Here is a 15587-nt window from a genome sequence, read left to right as displayed (position 1 = left end):
TGTCACGAGTAATAATAATGAAATTACAATCTTATGATGAGTTGAAACACAGCAAGTATCGGCTGTCGCTGATGCTATTTTTGTTTTTGAATGTCGCCGTTTCGCTTTTTTGTCTGCTGCCGTTTTTCGGCACGGATAATCCCATCAATTCGCTGCCGGTAACACTGGTGGCGGGCTTTAGCACCACGCTGCTGGCGCTATGTTTAATCGCGCCAAATCTAAAATTCCCGTTATTAAATCCTGTCGCATTGCTATTAGGCGCGCTGTGGGCCTGGCATATCAATCATCGTTACCATCTGGTGTTTTATTTTGACGGTAGCTTTTTAATAATCAGTCTGCTGAGCGTATTTTTTATCAGCGCGATTGCCCTGAGTGATTATTTGCTTGCGTTCTGTTTACATATTACGCCACCGGTATTAACCGTACTGTTACTGGATGATGGTCAGCATTTAATGACCATTCTGTTCACCATTACGCTGCCGCTGATCGGCTTCTCGCTGCACCACTTGATGCGCCGCCGCTTCGACACTTTCACCCTGCGGCTGGTGCGCCAGCTGTATGAGGAGAAGCAAAGTTTTAGCGATTTGAGCATGCTTGATCCGCTCACCGGCCTGTATAACCGGCGCGGGCTGAAGAACCGGCTGGATACCATCATGGAAAATCATGCCGGCAGCCACTTTGTGCTGCTGCTGGATATCGATCACTTCAAGGCCTACAACGATAACTACGGTCATGCCATGGGCGATCAGGCGCTGGCGCGGGTGTCGGTTGCGATACGTGATGCGGTGCGCTCGCGCGATGTGGTGACGCGCTACGGCGGCGAAGAGTTTCTGGTGCTGATGACCAACGTTAACGCCTCGATTGCCATGAAGCTGGCCGAACGCATCCGTCAGTACGTGGTTGATCTGGAAATTCCCCACCGCTTCAATGATAAAGTCTCGACCCACGTGACCATCAGCGCCGGTATCGCGCCGATTTTCGCAGAAGACTTCGACCAGGCGGTGGCCAACGCCGACCGCGCGCTGTATGTGGCGAAGAATCAGGGACGTAACACCATTCTGGCGTGGGAGGATTTACCGAAGCTGGCGCCGGTAAGCAGCGATCTGGTGTAAGCGGTGCGGCGACAACGCCGCGCCCTCTCCGGGGGATTTCACGCAAAATGCGCGGTGGCCAGGCAGTGAGCGCTGCTGGCATCTTGCTCAGTGAATCGGGAACGATTATCATTTGTTTTTCGCTTCCCGTTTTCACTCAGGAGCCGCATGGCCATCATCACGCGTCAGGATCATCGCTTTAGCGCGCATCCGCTGATCTTTATGCAGAGCGATCGCAGCTTAGCCAGCGCGCTGGAAGATCTGATGTGCGACCAGCGCAGCTACATGCGGGAAAACGTGAAGCTGGGCCAGCCGGCCCCCGCAGGCACGCTGACGCTGGCCGAATGGTCCACGCCGTTTCACTATCGCCGCCTGACGCAGCGCTACAGCGACTATCTCTATCGCCACCATCCCGATGTTCCGCAGGAAGCCAAACCGCTGCAGTCGCTGTGGGCCCAGTGGTATTTTGGCCTGCTGCTGCCGCCATTAATGCTGGCGCTGCTGCAGGAGCCGCGCGCGCTCGACTGCTCGCCGCAGCGTATCCACGTTGAGTTCCACGAAAACGGCCATCCCTGCGCCTTCTGGATTGATGTGCAGGAGGATGAGGATGCGCGCTATCTCAATCCGCAGCAGCGTATCGAACGCCTGATTCAGCACGGCCTGATCCCCGCCGTTAACGGCATGGCGCAGCACGGTGATATCAACGCGCGGCTGATCTGGAACAACTTAGGCTTCTCGTTTTACTGGTTCCTTGGCGAACTGCAGCAGCAGCTGCCTGCGGCCACCCGGCATCAACTGGAACAGGCGCTGTTTTTCAGCAAATCCCTGTCCGACGGCAGTGATAATCCGCTGTATCGCACCATGATCCCGCGTAACGGCGCGATGGAGCGGCGTAGCTGCTGCCAGCGCTATCGCATTCCGGACGTCGAACGCTGCGGTAACTGCACGTTAAATGCCGTGTAAGCGCGGCGTATTCTGTTACAGATTCTCCGTTTCTCCCGTTTACAGCTTTCCCGCCTTATGGCAGCTTTTACGCTCTGTTTTTACCGGAGAAAAAAATGAGCCTGGAGTCGGTACGGCACTTCTTTGCCGAACACGCACCGGATATCGACATCATCGAGATGCCGGAAAGCACTGCCACCGTAGAACTGGCCGCACGCGTACATGGCGTGGCGCCGGGGCAAATCGCCAAAACCCTGTCGCTGAAAGTGAAAGAGAGCGTGGTGCTGATTGTCACGCGCGGCGACGCCCGGCTGGATAACCGCAAGCTGAAGGCGGCGCTCGGGGCAAAAGCGCGCATGCTGAGCGTGGATGAGGTGGTGAACTGGACCGGCCATCCGGTCGGCGGCGTGTGCCCGTTCGGGCTGGAAAATCCGCTGACCGTCTATTGCGATGTGTCGCTGCGCAGTTTCGATGAAGTGTTACCTGCGGCCGGTTCGATTCACAGCGCGGTGCGCATTTCGCCGCAGCGCATGGCTGAGCTCACGGCGGCGAAATGGATTGACGTCTGCGAGGCGCGTTAACGCGTCTCTTTCGCCACCGCCCCGGATATTTCGATGCCGCGCGTCTCGCGGCCAAACGCCACGAACACGCAAATCAGCACCGCCACCGTGCCGGCGACAATCGCCATGCCCAGTCCGTAGTTACCGCCGTGGGCTTCGGCAATGCGTGACTGCAGCGTGGCGTTGACCGAAGCAATTAAATTCCCCAGCTGATAAACGAAGCCCGGCAGTACCGCACGCGCATTGGCCGGCACCAGCTCGGTCAGGTAGGTCGGTACCACGCCCCATGCGCCCTGCACCATAAACTGCATCAGGAACGCGCCGATCCCAATCGCCCAGGAACCGCTGGAGAACGCCCACAGCGGCAGCACCGGCAGCGCCAGAAACGACGCCAGCATGATGGCTTTTTTACGCCCGATACGCTCGGACAGCGAGCCGAACGTAATGCCGCCGAGCATCGCCGCGATGTTATAGCCGATGGCGATAATGCTCACCGTGTGGGCGTCAAACTGGTGCTGCACTTTCAGGAACGTCGGATAGAGATCCTGCGTGCCGTGGCTGAAGAAGTTAAAACAGGCCATCAGCAGCACCATGTAAATACAGATTTTCCAGTGCTGGCGGATGATGGGCAGCAGCGCGTGATTCTCTTTACGCTCGCGTGCCGCCAGCCATACCGGCGATTCCGGCACTTTAAAATAGATAAACGGCAGCAGCAGAATCGGCAGCGCGCCAATCAGGAACATGCCGCGCCAGCCCACCTGTTCGAAGAACAGGCCAAACACTATCGACGCCAGCAGATAGCCGCACGGATAACCGGCCTGGAAGATGCCGGACATCAGGCCACGCGAACGGTCGGGAATGGTTTCCATCGCCAGCGAAGAAGCCACGCCCCAGATGCCGCCCATCGCCACGCCGTAAATCACGCGGAAGGTCAGGAAGGCAGCAAAGTTGGGCGACCATGCCGACAGCAACTCAAACAGCGAAAACAGCACGATGTTGAGCATCAGGATCGGCCGGCGGCCATATTTTTCCGCCAGCCGGCCAAAGATCAATGCGCCCACCGGTCGTACGGCCAGCGTCAGCATAATGGCAATGGAAACATCGGAGACGCTGGTGTTGAAGTAGCGCGCAAGATCGCTGAGCACAAACACCAGAATAAAGAAGTCGAACGCATCCAGCGTCCAGCTGGCGAAACTGGCGAAAGCCACGTTGCGCTGGGTCGCAGTCCAGTTAAACATAAGGGTATCCTGTCTGATTGCTTCCGGCTCGCGGCCAGATTTTTATTGGAACGTTATCCAGCGAATGGTTGCACTGGTTATTATTGTGTTAACCATTTGTATATAGCATGTCAGAAAGGCGCCGCGCGGCGGGGAATTGTCAGCGAGTGATTCGCGATGTAAGGAAGCGTGTCGGCAGGAAAGCGGCGCACGGTACTCCGGCCGGGAGACCGCGCGCCGCAGCAAAATCTCAGCGTTTCAATCCGTTGAACGTCTGCTCAATCACTTCCAGCAGCAGCGGATTGTTTACGTTCTGCATCACATGCACCAGTGCGCCCGCGTCCGCCGGCACGCCGACATCCAGCCGCAGCGGCGTGCGATAGCGCCAGGTCTTGCCGCGCGTGGCACCGGGACGCAGCTCAATATCGACGTGATAATCCACGCCGTCCGCCACGCGCTGGTTGAGCAGCCAGGCAATGACCAGCGCATCGTGGATCCAGCAACCCGGCAGATGGCGGGTGCGGATGGAGTAATCAATCCACGGTCGCAGCGTTTCGCGCACAAACTGCGGCAGTGGATGATCGCAGGCGGTCAGGCGCGTGAGATCCTGATGGGTCAGCAGCGTCTGCGTGGTGGCATCCATTGGCACCAGCGTGATGGTGGCGCCGCTGTGCAGCACCTGATGCGCCGCTTCCGGATCGAGGCCAAAATTGGTGTCTTTGATGTAGTCATCCAGCGCGAATACGCCGCCCATAATGACGATCTCCGCTACGGAATCCGCCATCTGCGGATAGCGCTGCAGCGCCTGCGCCACGTTGGTCAGCGGGCCTATTGCCACCAGCGTAAACTCGCCGGGATTGTCACAAATCAGCTGGCCCATCACGCCCGCCGCATCGTTGCCGTCCGCTGCCACCATCTGCGGCTGACGCACGCCGCGCCACAGTTCGCCCAGCGCCGGGTCGGCGACGTTATCCAGCCGCGCGCGCCACGGCGCCGGATCTTCGCGCAGCGCCTGCAGCGCGCCCTGCACTACCGGAATGTTCAGTCCGAGCCGCTGCAGCAGATCTTTAGCCACCCGCGCTCCCACCGCGCTCGGCGTGTTGCCGCTCACGGTGGTGATCAGCTCAACGGCCAGCGCGCGTGACGCCAGCGCTAAGGCCAGCGCCAGCCCGTCATCGGTGTTAGCGCCAGCAATACCATTCCCCGGATCACAATCAATAATTAGTCTTTTCATAATGTTATATATTTATTTTTGTTGAGATAGCTGGCAGCCACAGGACTCACCGATCTCCAGATGGTGAGGAAATTCGGCCAGCTGCGCCTCGCCATGACCGTTTTTCAGCATGGCGATGGCGCTGCGTGCCATTTCGCGCAGCGGCTGGCGCACGGTGGTGAGCGTGGGCACATGAAAGGCCGACTGCTCGGTACCGTTGAAACACACCAGCGCGACATCGTGCGGCACACGCAGACCGTGTTCGGACAGCGCGCGAATACAGCCAATCGCCTGCCCTTCGTTACTGGTAAACAGCGCGCGCGGCACCCGGCCGCTGGCAATCATGCGTTGCCCGGCATCGTAACCGCCCTGGCGCGAATAGCCGGCCGGAAAAATCAGCGCTTCATCTACCGTCAGCCCGTGCTGCGCCATGGCGTCGCGCCAGCCCTGAATACGATCCTGCGCGTTAAGCATCTCGCGCGGACCGCTGATCATGCCGACCTGCTGATAGCCGTGGCTGAGCAGATGCGCCGTGACCTGGCGCGCCGCTTCACGTTCATTAACGCACAGCATGCTGACGCCGGGGCGCGGTTCGATGCGGTCCAGCATCACCAGCGGCGTTCCGCTCGCCTGGATGACATCAATATAGGGATGGCGATCGACGCTGGTATAAAACAGGCCATCAACCTGACGATTCAGCAAACCCTGAATCAGCTCCAGCTCGCGCTGGCGATCGTCGCCGGCATCGCCCAGCAGCATCACGTGGCCGTGGTTCAGCGACTCCTGCAGCAGCACGTGCGCCATTGAGGCGACAAACGGGTTTGCGATATTCGGCACGATCAGGCCAAAGGTTTTGGTACTGCCGGAGGCCAGTGCGCGCGCCACCGCATTCGGGCGATAGCCGGTTTGCTGGATGGCGGCCAGCACGCGCTGACGCGTGGCTTCGGCCACCGGACGCGGTCCGTTGTTGATCACATAGCTGACCACCGCCACCGAGGTTCCGGCGGCTTTGGCGACGTCACTGCGTGTCACATTTCCGGTTGGGGATTTCGCCAATACTGCCTCTGCGTTAATGCCGCTGGCCGGGAGTACCGGCCAGCGTAATCAAAGAATGTTGCACGATCCTGCGCGTCAGATAGCATCCTCCGGCAGATTCAGATCGCGTCCGCGCGTTTCCGGTGCCACGAAGGTGGTGAGGAAACCGATGGTCGCCATGGCCGAGAAGTACACGGCAATCGGCCACCAGTGGCCGGTAAACGACAGCAGCGCCGCCGCCACCAGCGGTGCAGTGCCTCCTGAAAGGATAGACCCCAGCTCTTTGGCAACCGCCATTTTGGTGTAACGGTGTTTAACGCCAAACATCTCCACGCCCCACGCCGCCTGCACGCCAAAGATGCCCAGCGACGCCAGCGCCATGCCCACTACAATCACCGGAATCACGATGGCCGGCTCGCGGCTGTCCATCAGGCTAAAGGCGGGCCAGGCGTAAACCATCAGTAACAGGCAGAAGCCGCGATAGGTGATGCGTCGGCCAAAGCGGTCCGACAGCCAGCCGGCAAACGGGATGATCAGGAAACCGAGCAGCGAGGCGATGAACACCGCGGTGGTCGGCACCGATTTGTCCAGCATCAGCACTTTGGCGACGTAGCCGACGATAAAGCCCTGTGCCAGATAGGACGGGCCGTTCTCACCGATGCGCAGGCCCACCATGGTCCAGAAGGCGCGGCTGCGCTGCCAGAAGCTGCGGCTGTCGGGTTGCGTCGCGCTTTGCGCCAGCGTTTCATGGCGTTGCGCCTGCAGTTCCGCCTGCTGACGCTCAAACACCGGCGTTTCACGCAGATGACGGCGAATCCACAGCGCGACCGCAGCAATCAACACACTGCTGAGGAACGGAATACGCCAGCCCCAGTCGAGCAGCGTGGCTTTATCCATCTGAATCACCGCCAGCCACACCAGCGACGCAATCAGCGTGCCGCTGTTGGAACCAAGCGCAATCACCGACGACACCAGGCCACGGCGCTCAACCGGCGCGTATTCACCCAGCATCACCGTGCCGCCCGAGAGCTCTGCGCCGGCGCCCAGCCCCTGCGTGAAACGCAGCAGCACCAGGCAGGCCGGCGCCCACAGGCCAATCGTTGCATAGGAAGGAATCAGGCCGATCAGCGTGGTTGAAGCGCCCATCAGAATGATGGTGCTGATCATCACTACCTTGCGGCCCTTGCGATCGCCAATCCAGCCAAACAGCAGCGCCCCGATTGGGCGCGCAATAAAGCCGACCGACCAGGTGGCAAAGCTGGAGAGCAGCGCCATCGCCGGGGTGGCTTCGGGGAAGAACACATCGCCAAAAATGATGCCGGCAGCGAGGCCATACAGGGCGAAATCCGCGTATTCCATCGCGGTGCCCAGCCAGCAGGAGAAGGTGGCGCGCCAGAAATCTTTGCGCCCGGAGGTGGTTTCCAGCCGCGCATCGGCGGCGGAAGCGGGTGAACCTTGTTGCGTAACGGAGTGATGTACCGTCATAACCATTTCCCTGAAAGAGGTGAAAACAGTAAACGCCCATCCGTGGGTCGGTTCCCTGGCAACAAGCGGAACTCCCCGGTGGCGACGTTCAGTAGGCAAACCTGGATGAAAGGTCAGTAAAGAATTCCCTGGTGTTGGAATTCATCTATTTGCCTGATTTCGCCGATGTTTTTTTCATCGATCGCATTAGCACGGCAAATGTAACTGGGTCATCTCAAGGCCAACTTCGTCTCTGGCACCGTGAGTTGTCACTGTGAAGACAGTCTATCTACGCGCGTAGATAAATCAAGTGATCAACAGGAAAATAATTAACTTATCTTCACAATGGCGCAGGAGAAAAAGATAAAATTGGCGTTAATTCATTACATTACATTACAGCCAGCGTCATTAAAAAATCCACGCACGCTGCGTGATTAACGACTATTGCTTATCATTGGCAAAAACGGCGACCAAACTTTCACCGCGCCGTTTTCGCACATTTCAGTTAAGTTTTGATGACACCCGGGCATTATTCTTAAAACCGCCCGGGCCGCGCGAAATCCTGCGCGCCTGCAGTAGACTGGATGACCTTCACTCAGGAGCATTATGACCATTATCCTCATGCGACACGGCAAGCCAGACCATCCGGTAAGCGGGCGCTTTACGGCGCGGGCGCTGGCGGACTGGTGTGAAGGCTACGACCAGGCGGTGATTTGTGATGCGCCGCCGCCGCGCAGTATGGCGATTGCGCGCATGGCCAGCGTGATTGCCTGCAGTCCGTTGCCGCGTGCGCGTTCGTCGCTGGCGCGGCTCGGTCTGCAGGCGCAGGACGTGGATGAGGTGTTCAGTGAAGTGGCGATGCCGCTGCTGCCGTTTGCGCGCCTGCATCTGCCGCTGACGCTGTGGCTGGCGCTGCTGCGCTTGCTGTGGCTATGCGGTTACGCCGGGCGCGTGGAATCAGTGCAGCATGCCCGGCAGCGCGCGCAGCGGGCGGCAGACAAACTGATTGCCCTGTCGCAACAGGGCACGGTGCTGCTGGTGGGCCACGGTATTATGAACAAACTGATTGCGCGCCAACTGCGCAAGCGCGGCTGGCAGGCAGAAAAACACGCCAGCAGCCGCCACTGGAGCAGCGCGATTTATCACCGGCCGTTTATTTGATGGCGGCTTTCGCACTCAGGACGACAGCTGAAAGTAGCTCAGGACTTCGCAGCCGGTGCCAGCCTGCGGCGTGGCGATGACCTTCATCTGCGTCAGATCGATCAGGCTAAGCGAACCGTCACCCTGATTAGCGATCAGCAGGCTGCGGTTATCGGCGCTAAAACAGCCATCCATCGGCTGATTGCCGACCGCAACGTCACCCAACGGATTAAGCAAGTCGTCAAACAGCGTCACCACTCCTTCCCCGTCGCCAATCGCCACCAGCCGCTCACCGCTGGCACTGAAGCGCACCACCTGGCACGGCTGCTGATGGCCGGGCAACGTGATGCGCTGGCGGATACGATGGCTCTGACGATCCACCACGTACAGCAGCGGTGCGTCTGCCGCGCTGGCCACCAGATAGGGGTGTTTTGGCGAGGCGGCAATGCCGGCAATCGGTCCCGGCAGCAGGATGTTATCAATGATGCGCCCTTCCGCCTCGCACAGATCCACCACCGTGATGCTGGCGTCCTCTTCGTTTTCAGTAAACAGCTTGCGGCCGCTGGGCGACAGCGTCAGCCGGTGCGCGTTGTGCGACGGCAGCGGGATGGTTTTCTCCAGCGTGTCGCTGTGCGGATCGATCACCGCCACCGCGGCACTGTGTTCACAGCACAGATACACTTTGCCATCGCGTCCCAGCTGGCCGCTGTGCGGCGCCTTGAGCGGTGACAGATCGATAAAGCCGCGAATCTGCCGCCGGCGCAAATCGATAATCGCCACCTTGTGCCCCGGATGCGGATTGTCGCCGTGGACGCCATCACCGTAGATCGGCACATACGCCTTATCCAGCGCGGGCAGCATCAGCAGCTCATGCGGTCGCGGCGGTAAGGCATTCAGCTCCTGCTCAACGGCGAAGCTGTCGGGATTGAGAAACAGCACGCGGTTGCCCTGCTTATCAACCGCCAGTAACCCATGCTTGTGTGGCTGCATAGTGCCTCCTTTTTTTCGTTGCCTGCTCTAAGCGTAGCTAACCTGCCTCCGCGTTGGGCAAGCGGCGGCCAGGCCAGGGGAAAATACAGCGCGGTTAACGGACCGCCGATCGCGCATTTTTATTCCGCGCCGCGGCCTGCGCCTGCAGGAGGTTATTTTATTAGGAATAATCTTAATCGATTAAAAATAAAAAACGCCGTACCTCATCATTTTATTGATACCTCTTTTTAGCCATCCCGGATCCCGGCGTTTCCGGTAAATCTGAAAGCGAAAAAAATTCGTAGCCTTGCCGCTGCGGATCGATTATTAAGCAAGGGTAGTCTTTTTACACACAGCCGTCAGGACACATAAGCGCGCTCAAGCCGCCAGCATCAGGGAATCTTTGCTCCCCATAATCACAATAATCAGGTGCATCATGACAAAAAAACGTCTCCAGCCAGCCCTTACGCTCTGGCAACACTGGCAGAGAATCGCCTTCACCGGCCAGACATTACTGCAGAAAAAACAGCATACTGCGCTCTGCGCGCCGGAATATGATCCCAGCGAAGAGGACAATATCGTGTTGCTTTCGGGTGAGAAAGCGCTGCCGGAAATACCCAAAAAAATCTGGATGTACTGGGACAATGAATATTTACCGAAATCGATGGCGTTAAATATCCAGCAGCTACGGCAGGATAATCCTGACCATCAGGTGTATGTATTAAACCGTTTAACGCTTAAAGAGGTCCTGCCGGATTTTATTTTTACCTCGACACAATTAAGCGAGCAGCAAAAAAGTGAAGTCATTCGCCTCGAATTATTATTACGCTACGGCGGTATTGCGATTGACTGCAGCACGCTGTTATTTGAAGACCTGAGCTGGGTGCACCGTGCGCATCAGGAACGCCGCATGGATGTGATTGGCTATTACCGTGAAATTGCCACCGTCAACTATCTGGCACCGGTGATTGAAAACTGGTTTCTCGCCGCTGCGCCCAATAATCCTTTTATTCGCGAGTGGCAAAAACAGTACGCGCCGATCAAGCATCTGGGGGCGCACAACTATTTTAATGAGCTGGCAAAGCGCGATGATTTTGCCCTGCTGACGCAGAAAATCGCCGAGCCGGCACAGCAGCTGGGTTCGCTGGCGCAGCAGGCGGCGATGCGCGAACATCGCCGCGTGAACCTGTATCTGCGTAAATGTGAGGCCAACGCGTATTACTATCAGCGGCTGAACAACTGGCAAAGTGACGCCTTTGCGCACACGGTGCTATTCCATCAGCGCCCGCATACGCCGCCGCCGGTGATCAAACTGAGCGGCATTGAGCAGCTGCATCTCGACTTCAATCTGCGTCTCGGTAACTATAACCGTCGCAGCCTGCTGGGGGCGATGATGCAGCCCAGCGCACCGCTCAGCGCGCCGCTGGCCTCACCCATCAACAAAGCGCGTGCGTAGCCAGTGGATAAAGGTGGTGACGGCACGCGGCACCTGCGCTGCGTAAGGCCGCACCACCCACAGGCGGTCGGCAAAGGCATCGACCGCCTGCCACTCCGGCAGCACCTGCTGCAGCGTGCCGCTGGCCAGCGCCGCGCTGGCGCTGAAGTCCGGCAGCATAGCAATGCCCAGCCCCTGCAGCGCAGCGTCACGAATCGACTCGCTGTTGTTGGTGGCGAAATTACCCTGAATTTTCACCTGCACCGTTTCGCTGTCATCGCTGTACAGACGAAAGCGCCACTGCGGCGACTCCAGCCCGCGCGGATAATAGAGGCAGTTATGCTGCTGCAGCGCCTGCGGCGTATCTGGCGTACCGTGACGGGTCAGATAGTCCGGCGCGGCCACCAGTAGCGTGCGCGTTTCACACAGCGGCAGCGCGACGTGCGTTTCCGGCAGCTGCTGGCTGTGGCGAATGGCGAGATCGAATCCTTCGCTGCCCAGCGACACCAGCCGATCGCTGACGTTGAGCTGCAACCGCACCTGCGGATAGTCGCGCAGAAAGTCGCCGATAATCGGCACCAGTTGCTGCCGGGCAAACGCCACCGGCGCGCTGATGCGCACCAGACCGCGCACCGGCCCGGCTTCGTCACGCACGCTAAAGAAGCTCTGCGCGATGCGCGCAAACGGCTCACGCAGGTCGTCCACCAGCTTTTCACCGGCCGACGTCAGCCGCACGCTGCGCGTGGTGCGCTGCACCAGCGCCACGCCCGCCATCTGCTCCAGTTCTTTGATTTTCTGGCTCATCGCCGCTTTACTGACATCCAGGCGTTCAGCCGCGCGGGTAAAACTGCCCTGTTCCGCCAGCACCGTCAGCCAGTGCAAATGCACCCAGAGTGCATCGGTTTTAATTTCTTTCATCAGGATTGTTCAAAATAATAAATAATCATTTTAATCAGCGCGCTTTTTCTTTCCGGCAGCAAGCGGCAGCATAGCGTTTCATCCTACTCTTTCCGCGTGGGCAAAAACGAGGATTTATTGATGCCGTTACTGACTTTTGATGTTATTCAGGGCCGTTCTGAAGCAGAGATTCGCACCTTACTCGACGCCGCGCATCGCGCGGTACTCACGGCATTTAAGGTTCCGGCGCGCGATCGTTATCAGATTGTTCATGAAAACAAGCGTTATCAAATGGTCTTTCAGGATACCGGGCTGGGCTTTGCGCGCAGCGACAATCTGGTGATGGTACGCGTGTACACCAGCCCAAGAAGTGAAGAACAGAAAACGCACTTCATGGCAGAGTTAGCGCGCGAGTTGCGGGAGAATTGTGGCGTGCAGGGCAACGATCTGATGATCAGTTTTATCACCAACAGCAAAGGTGACTGGAGCTTTGCCGACGGCGAAGCGCAGTATCTCACCGGTAAGCTGTAACACCCGCGCCCGCCCTGGCTGGCAGCAGCGCGCCGGTTGCTGCCAGACTAAATCAGACTCCGCCTAAACCCGCCTTAAACGATTCGCAATGCATCGCACAAATCTGGTTGGATGTGTTGCAGCCCTGTGACAGCCAATATAGATTGACGCAAAACCCCCGCAGAGGGCCGCAGACGCAGGTAACGCGTTCTTTTTACTTAATGTGAGGATCTGCCGTTGGAGTTGCTTTCAATAGTGCTCTTTTTGGCTGCGATCGCAGTCTATTCGTTTAAAGCCGGGCGAAATAAATTCTGGTTTATCCTGATCTTGCTGCTGCTCACCCTGTTCATCGTGCTCAACGCCACGCTGTATGCCAGTAACTATTTTACCGGCGATGGCATCAACGATGCGGTGCTCTACACCCTGACCAACAGCCTGACCGGCGCGGGCGTGAGCAAATATGTGGTACCGGCGCTTGGCTTGATCATCGGCCTGTTTTTACTGTTTTGTTTTCTCTCCTGGGTGTTGCGCCGGCATAAACGTCCGCATCATCTCGGCTGGAGCCTGCTGGCGATCGCCTGTGCTGCCGGCTCGGTGCAAACCACGCCGGCGTTTCGCCAGGTGAAAGAGCTGATCGCCTCCCACGCGCGTCAGGCCGACTCGGATTTCGAAACCTATTACAAAACGCCGAACAAGCAGATTAACGCGCCGAAGCTCAACCTGGTGTATATCTACGGCGAAAGCCTTGAGCGCACCTACTTCGATCAACAGGCTTTTCCTGGCCTGGCACCGGAGCTGAGCCGCGAAAAAGATCACAGCATTGACTTCAGCAACACCGAGCAACTGCCCGGCACCGATTACACCATCGCCGGCATGGTAGCGTCGCAGTGCGGTATTCCGCTATTTGCGCCGTTCGACGGCAACGCCTCGGCTTCGCTTTCCAGCTTCTATCCGCAAAATATCTGCCTCGGCGATATCCTCAAACACTCCGGCTATGAGAACTGGTTTATTCAGGGCGCAGACCTGCGCTTTGCCGGTAAAGACACTTTTTTGCTGTCACACGGTTTTGACGCCGCCAATATGTACGGCTCGCAGGAGCTGAAGAGCCGCGTCGCCGACCCCAGCTACCGTAACAACTGGGGCTTTTACGACGATACGGTGATGGATGAAGTGTTTGAAAAGTATGAGGAGCTGTCGCGTCAGCAGAAACGCTTTGCGCTGTTTACGCTCACCGTGGACACCCATCATCCGGACGGCTTTATTTCGCGCAGCTGTCAGCGCAAAAGTTACAGCTATGACGGCAAACCCAATCAGTCGTTTAGCGCGGTGGCCTGTTCCCAGGAGCACGTGGCGCGCCTGATTGCCCGTATCAAAGCCTCGCCGTGGTTTAAAAACACCGTGATTGTGGTGAGTTCTGATCATCTGGCAATGAATAACACGGCGCATCAGTATCTGATCAAGCAGCCGCGCCGCGATCTGTTTATGGTGATCCGTGGCGATCAGCCGCAGGCCGAGGTGCTGGACGGCAAGCGCAGCACGCTGGATAACGGCGCCACGGTGCTGGATATTCTCGGCGGGGATAACGCGATTGGTCTTGGCCGCAGCGGGCTGTCTTCGGCCTCGCTCTCCAGCCAGTTCGATGACATGGCGAAGAAGGTCACGGCGTGGAAAGCCGATATCATTCAGCTGTGGAATTTCCCCAGCCAGATGAAGACGTTCACCATCGACCAGCCCAAAAATACCTTTAGCTTCTCGGGCGCGACGTTCAGGCTGCCGATCCTGTTCCGCGTATCCGATCATCAGGTAGAGCCGCTGCCGGAAGGCGAATACGCCGCGCCGCTGCGCTTCCAGCTGGCCGATTTTGCTGCCAGCGATAAGTTTGTCTGGGTCGATCGCTGCTTCAAAATGGGCCGGCTGTGGCAGCCGGCGCTGGCGCTGTCGACCGATCTCTGTCTGGCGATGGGCCAGACCGGCGGACAGCCCACCGTGACGCGCATCGACCAGCCGGTGTGGCAGGGCAAAGCGCAGTTCCCGCAGGTGAAAGTCAGCGCGGCGACCTATCAGCTCAACGAGCAGCAAATGCGCATCGAGGATAATGCCATTCGCTACCAGGCGGACAGCTTCCTGCTGACCGTGCCGGGCGCGCCGGCCAGCGTGAAGCGCTTTAGCGGTATTTCACGGCCGGAAAGCTGGGGACGCTGGTCGAACGCCAACCTCGCGCCGGAGGTGAACATTGAATATGTCGATCCGCTGCCGGCGCGTTTTGATGTGGTGATCACCGCACGCGCCTATGGGGCTAACGCCCATCGACCGATTCCGGTGCGCGTCGGCGAGCAAGTGCAGCAGCTCAATCTGGGTGACGCGTTCTCCACGCAAACGCTGCATTTCACCAACCCCGGCGCCAGCCGCAACCTGATCATCACGCCGCCAGAACCACAGCTGTCTAATCTCGGCAACATTACCGGTCAGGATCCACGCAAACTCGGTATCGGCATGGCGGAGATAAAAATAATTCCGCAGCCCGAAAAGTGATAAAAATGCGTGCCAGACCAGGGCCTGCCAGCGTGCAGGCCCTTTTTATTGCCGCTTAGCGTTACTCTTTGTACGAATTGATATTTTTCGAGACGTCGCGCAAAATTCACATCATCACATGGTGCAACTATCACCACCTGGATAACCTTACTGGCAACAGGAAAGGCGACCAGGAGCAACAGGGATGATACCGACGATGATGAACACCCATAAGGCATTCAAAGCGCTGCAGCAGGCGGGCGTGGCCGATCACCAGGCCGAAGTGATGGTCGACATTTTTGCCGAAATGCAGCAGGAAAACAGCCTGACCAAAACGCACCTTTCGCAGGCCATGGAAGGCGTGATGCGGGCAAATCACGCCACCTCGCAACGTGTCGATAAACTGGCACAGAGCCTCAGGCATTTAGAAAATGAGGTCCGCCATACGTTTAAAGCCATTGAGCTGCGATTTGACAACGTCGATGAGCAATTCAGGAAAATTGATCAACGCTTTGAACAAATCGATCAACGATTCGAAAAGATGGATCAGCAATTCAGGCAAATCGATAAACGCTTAGAAAAAGTGGATGACCTATTCACGAA

Annotated in this window: 14 protein-coding genes; 8 read left to right on the top strand and 6 right to left on the bottom strand. The window is 57.9% G+C overall.

Annotation, left to right across the window (positions count from 1 at the left end; translation table 11 throughout):
• Window positions 1-17: 17 nt before the first annotated feature.
• The 3 genes from QMM04_RS15155 to QMM04_RS15145 all read left to right on the top strand — a co-directional run bounded on the left by QMM04_RS15155 (window position 18) and on the right by QMM04_RS15145 (window position 2614).
• On the top strand, window positions 18-1112 hold the full coding sequence (locus QMM04_RS15155) for a diguanylate cyclase (protein WP_021506772.1): 1095 nt from the start codon (window positions 18-20) through the stop codon (window positions 1110-1112).
• A gap of 147 nt (window positions 1113-1259) precedes the next feature.
• The gene (gene fhuF / locus QMM04_RS15150; protein WP_088516711.1) at window positions 1260-2054 is read left to right on the top strand and encodes a siderophore-iron reductase FhuF; all 795 of its coding nucleotides are present in this window, start codon (window positions 1260-1262) and stop codon (window positions 2052-2054) included.
• A gap of 95 nt (window positions 2055-2149) precedes the next feature.
• Window positions 2150-2614 carry a YbaK/EbsC family protein gene (locus QMM04_RS15145; protein ID WP_021506770.1) on the top strand — a complete coding sequence of 155 codons (465 nt, stop codon included), beginning with the start codon at window positions 2150-2152 and terminating at the stop codon, window positions 2612-2614.
• Here QMM04_RS15145 and QMM04_RS15140 read toward each other — a convergent pair.
• The 4 genes from QMM04_RS15140 to QMM04_RS15125 form a co-directional block, all read right to left on the bottom strand.
• Complete coding sequence (locus QMM04_RS15140) at window positions 2611-3831, bottom strand: MFS transporter (protein WP_021506769.1); 1221 nt, start codon at window positions 3829-3831, stop codon at window positions 2611-2613. The two genes, QMM04_RS15145 and QMM04_RS15140, sit on opposite strands and share 4 nt — an antisense overlap.
• 229 nt (window positions 3832-4060) lie before the next feature.
• Window positions 4061-5044: a nucleoside hydrolase gene (locus QMM04_RS15135; protein WP_059011088.1), complete on the bottom strand. Its 984-nt coding sequence runs from the start codon at window positions 5042-5044 to the stop codon at window positions 4061-4063.
• A 12-nt stretch (window positions 5045-5056) separates the two neighbouring features.
• Window positions 5057-6079, bottom strand: coding sequence for a LacI family DNA-binding transcriptional regulator (locus QMM04_RS15130; protein ID WP_058771438.1), 1023 nt, complete (start codon window positions 6077-6079; stop codon window positions 5057-5059).
• A gap of 75 nt (window positions 6080-6154) precedes the next feature.
• The gene (locus QMM04_RS15125; RefSeq protein ID WP_021506766.1) at window positions 6155-7543 is read right to left on the bottom strand and encodes an MFS transporter; all 1389 of its coding nucleotides are present in this window, start codon (window positions 7541-7543) and stop codon (window positions 6155-6157) included.
• Between the two features lie 585 nt (window positions 7544-8128).
• Here QMM04_RS15125 and QMM04_RS15120 point away from each other — a divergent pair.
• Window positions 8129-8683, top strand: coding sequence for a histidine phosphatase family protein (locus tag QMM04_RS15120; protein ID WP_021506764.1), 555 nt, complete (start codon window positions 8129-8131; stop codon window positions 8681-8683).
• Between the two features lie 15 nt (window positions 8684-8698).
• Here the strand turns inward: QMM04_RS15120 and QMM04_RS15115 are convergent, their stop codons facing one another.
• Window positions 8699-9652, bottom strand: a complete 954-nt coding sequence (locus QMM04_RS15115; protein WP_166711101.1) for a WD40 repeat domain-containing protein — start codon at window positions 9650-9652, stop codon at window positions 8699-8701.
• A gap of 415 nt (window positions 9653-10067) precedes the next feature.
• Here QMM04_RS15115 and QMM04_RS15110 point away from each other — a divergent pair, with 415 nt between their 5' ends.
• Window positions 10068-11087 carry a capsular polysaccharide synthesis protein gene (locus tag QMM04_RS15110; RefSeq protein WP_058776437.1) on the top strand — a complete coding sequence of 340 codons (1020 nt, stop codon included), beginning with the start codon at window positions 10068-10070 and terminating at the stop codon, window positions 11085-11087.
• Here the strand turns inward: QMM04_RS15110 and QMM04_RS15105 are convergent.
• Window positions 11061-11984, bottom strand: a complete 924-nt coding sequence (locus QMM04_RS15105) for a LysR family transcriptional regulator (RefSeq protein WP_088516714.1) — start codon at window positions 11982-11984, stop codon at window positions 11061-11063. The two genes, QMM04_RS15110 and QMM04_RS15105, sit on opposite strands and share 27 nt — an antisense overlap.
• 120 nt (window positions 11985-12104) lie before the next feature.
• On the opposite strand from QMM04_RS15105, the gene QMM04_RS15100 reads away from it, so the two are divergent.
• From QMM04_RS15100 to QMM04_RS15090, 3 genes are all read left to right on the top strand, one after another.
• Window positions 12105-12494, top strand: a complete 390-nt coding sequence (locus QMM04_RS15100; protein ID WP_021506760.1) for a tautomerase family protein — start codon at window positions 12105-12107, stop codon at window positions 12492-12494.
• Between the two features lie 210 nt (window positions 12495-12704).
• Entirely contained in the window at window positions 12705-15005 is a 2301-nt protein-coding gene (opgB, locus tag QMM04_RS15095) for a phosphatidylglycerol--membrane-oligosaccharide glycerophosphotransferase (protein WP_278427053.1), read from the top strand.
• Window positions 15006-15246: 241 nt separating this feature from the next.
• Window positions 15247-15587: hypothetical protein (locus QMM04_RS15090; protein ID WP_282996454.1), on the top strand; the 341-nt coding region annotated here is incomplete at its 3' end.

Origin of the sequence: Pantoea sp. Pa-EAmG (assembly GCF_030024295.1) — a bacterium.
GTDB lineage: Bacteria > Pseudomonadota > Gammaproteobacteria > Enterobacterales > Enterobacteriaceae > Pantoea > Pantoea dispersa.
This window is presented reverse-complemented; position numbering and strand designations above follow the sequence as displayed.

Bases quoted from the DNA above. Each gene is read 5' to 3' on its own strand.
- QMM04_RS15155 (WP_021506772.1), top strand. From the start codon at position 18: ATGAAATTACAATCTTATGATGAGTTGAAACACAGCAAGTATCGGCTG.
- QMM04_RS15105 (WP_088516714.1), bottom strand. From the start codon at position 11,984: ATGAAAGAAATTAAAACCGATGCACTCTGGGTGCATTTGCACTGGCTG.
- QMM04_RS15135 (WP_059011088.1), bottom strand. From the start codon at position 5,044: ATGAAAAGACTAATTATTGATTGTGATCCGGGGAATGGTATTGCTGGC.
- QMM04_RS15120 (WP_021506764.1), top strand. From the start codon at position 8,129: ATGACCATTATCCTCATGCGACACGGCAAGCCAGACCATCCGGTAAGC.
- QMM04_RS15125 (WP_021506766.1), bottom strand. From the start codon at position 7,543: ATGACGGTACATCACTCCGTTACGCAACAAGGTTCACCCGCTTCCGCC.
- fhuF (WP_088516711.1), top strand. From the start codon at position 1,260: ATGGCCATCATCACGCGTCAGGATCATCGCTTTAGCGCGCATCCGCTG.
- QMM04_RS15110 (WP_058776437.1), top strand. From the start codon at position 10,068: ATGACAAAAAAACGTCTCCAGCCAGCCCTTACGCTCTGGCAACACTGG.
- QMM04_RS15145 (WP_021506770.1), top strand. From the start codon at position 2,150: ATGAGCCTGGAGTCGGTACGGCACTTCTTTGCCGAACACGCACCGGAT.
- QMM04_RS15115 (WP_166711101.1), bottom strand. From the start codon at position 9,652: ATGCAGCCACACAAGCATGGGTTACTGGCGGTTGATAAGCAGGGCAAC.
- QMM04_RS15140 (WP_021506769.1), bottom strand. From the start codon at position 3,831: ATGTTTAACTGGACTGCGACCCAGCGCAACGTGGCTTTCGCCAGTTTC.
- QMM04_RS15100 (WP_021506760.1), top strand. From the start codon at position 12,105: ATGCCGTTACTGACTTTTGATGTTATTCAGGGCCGTTCTGAAGCAGAG.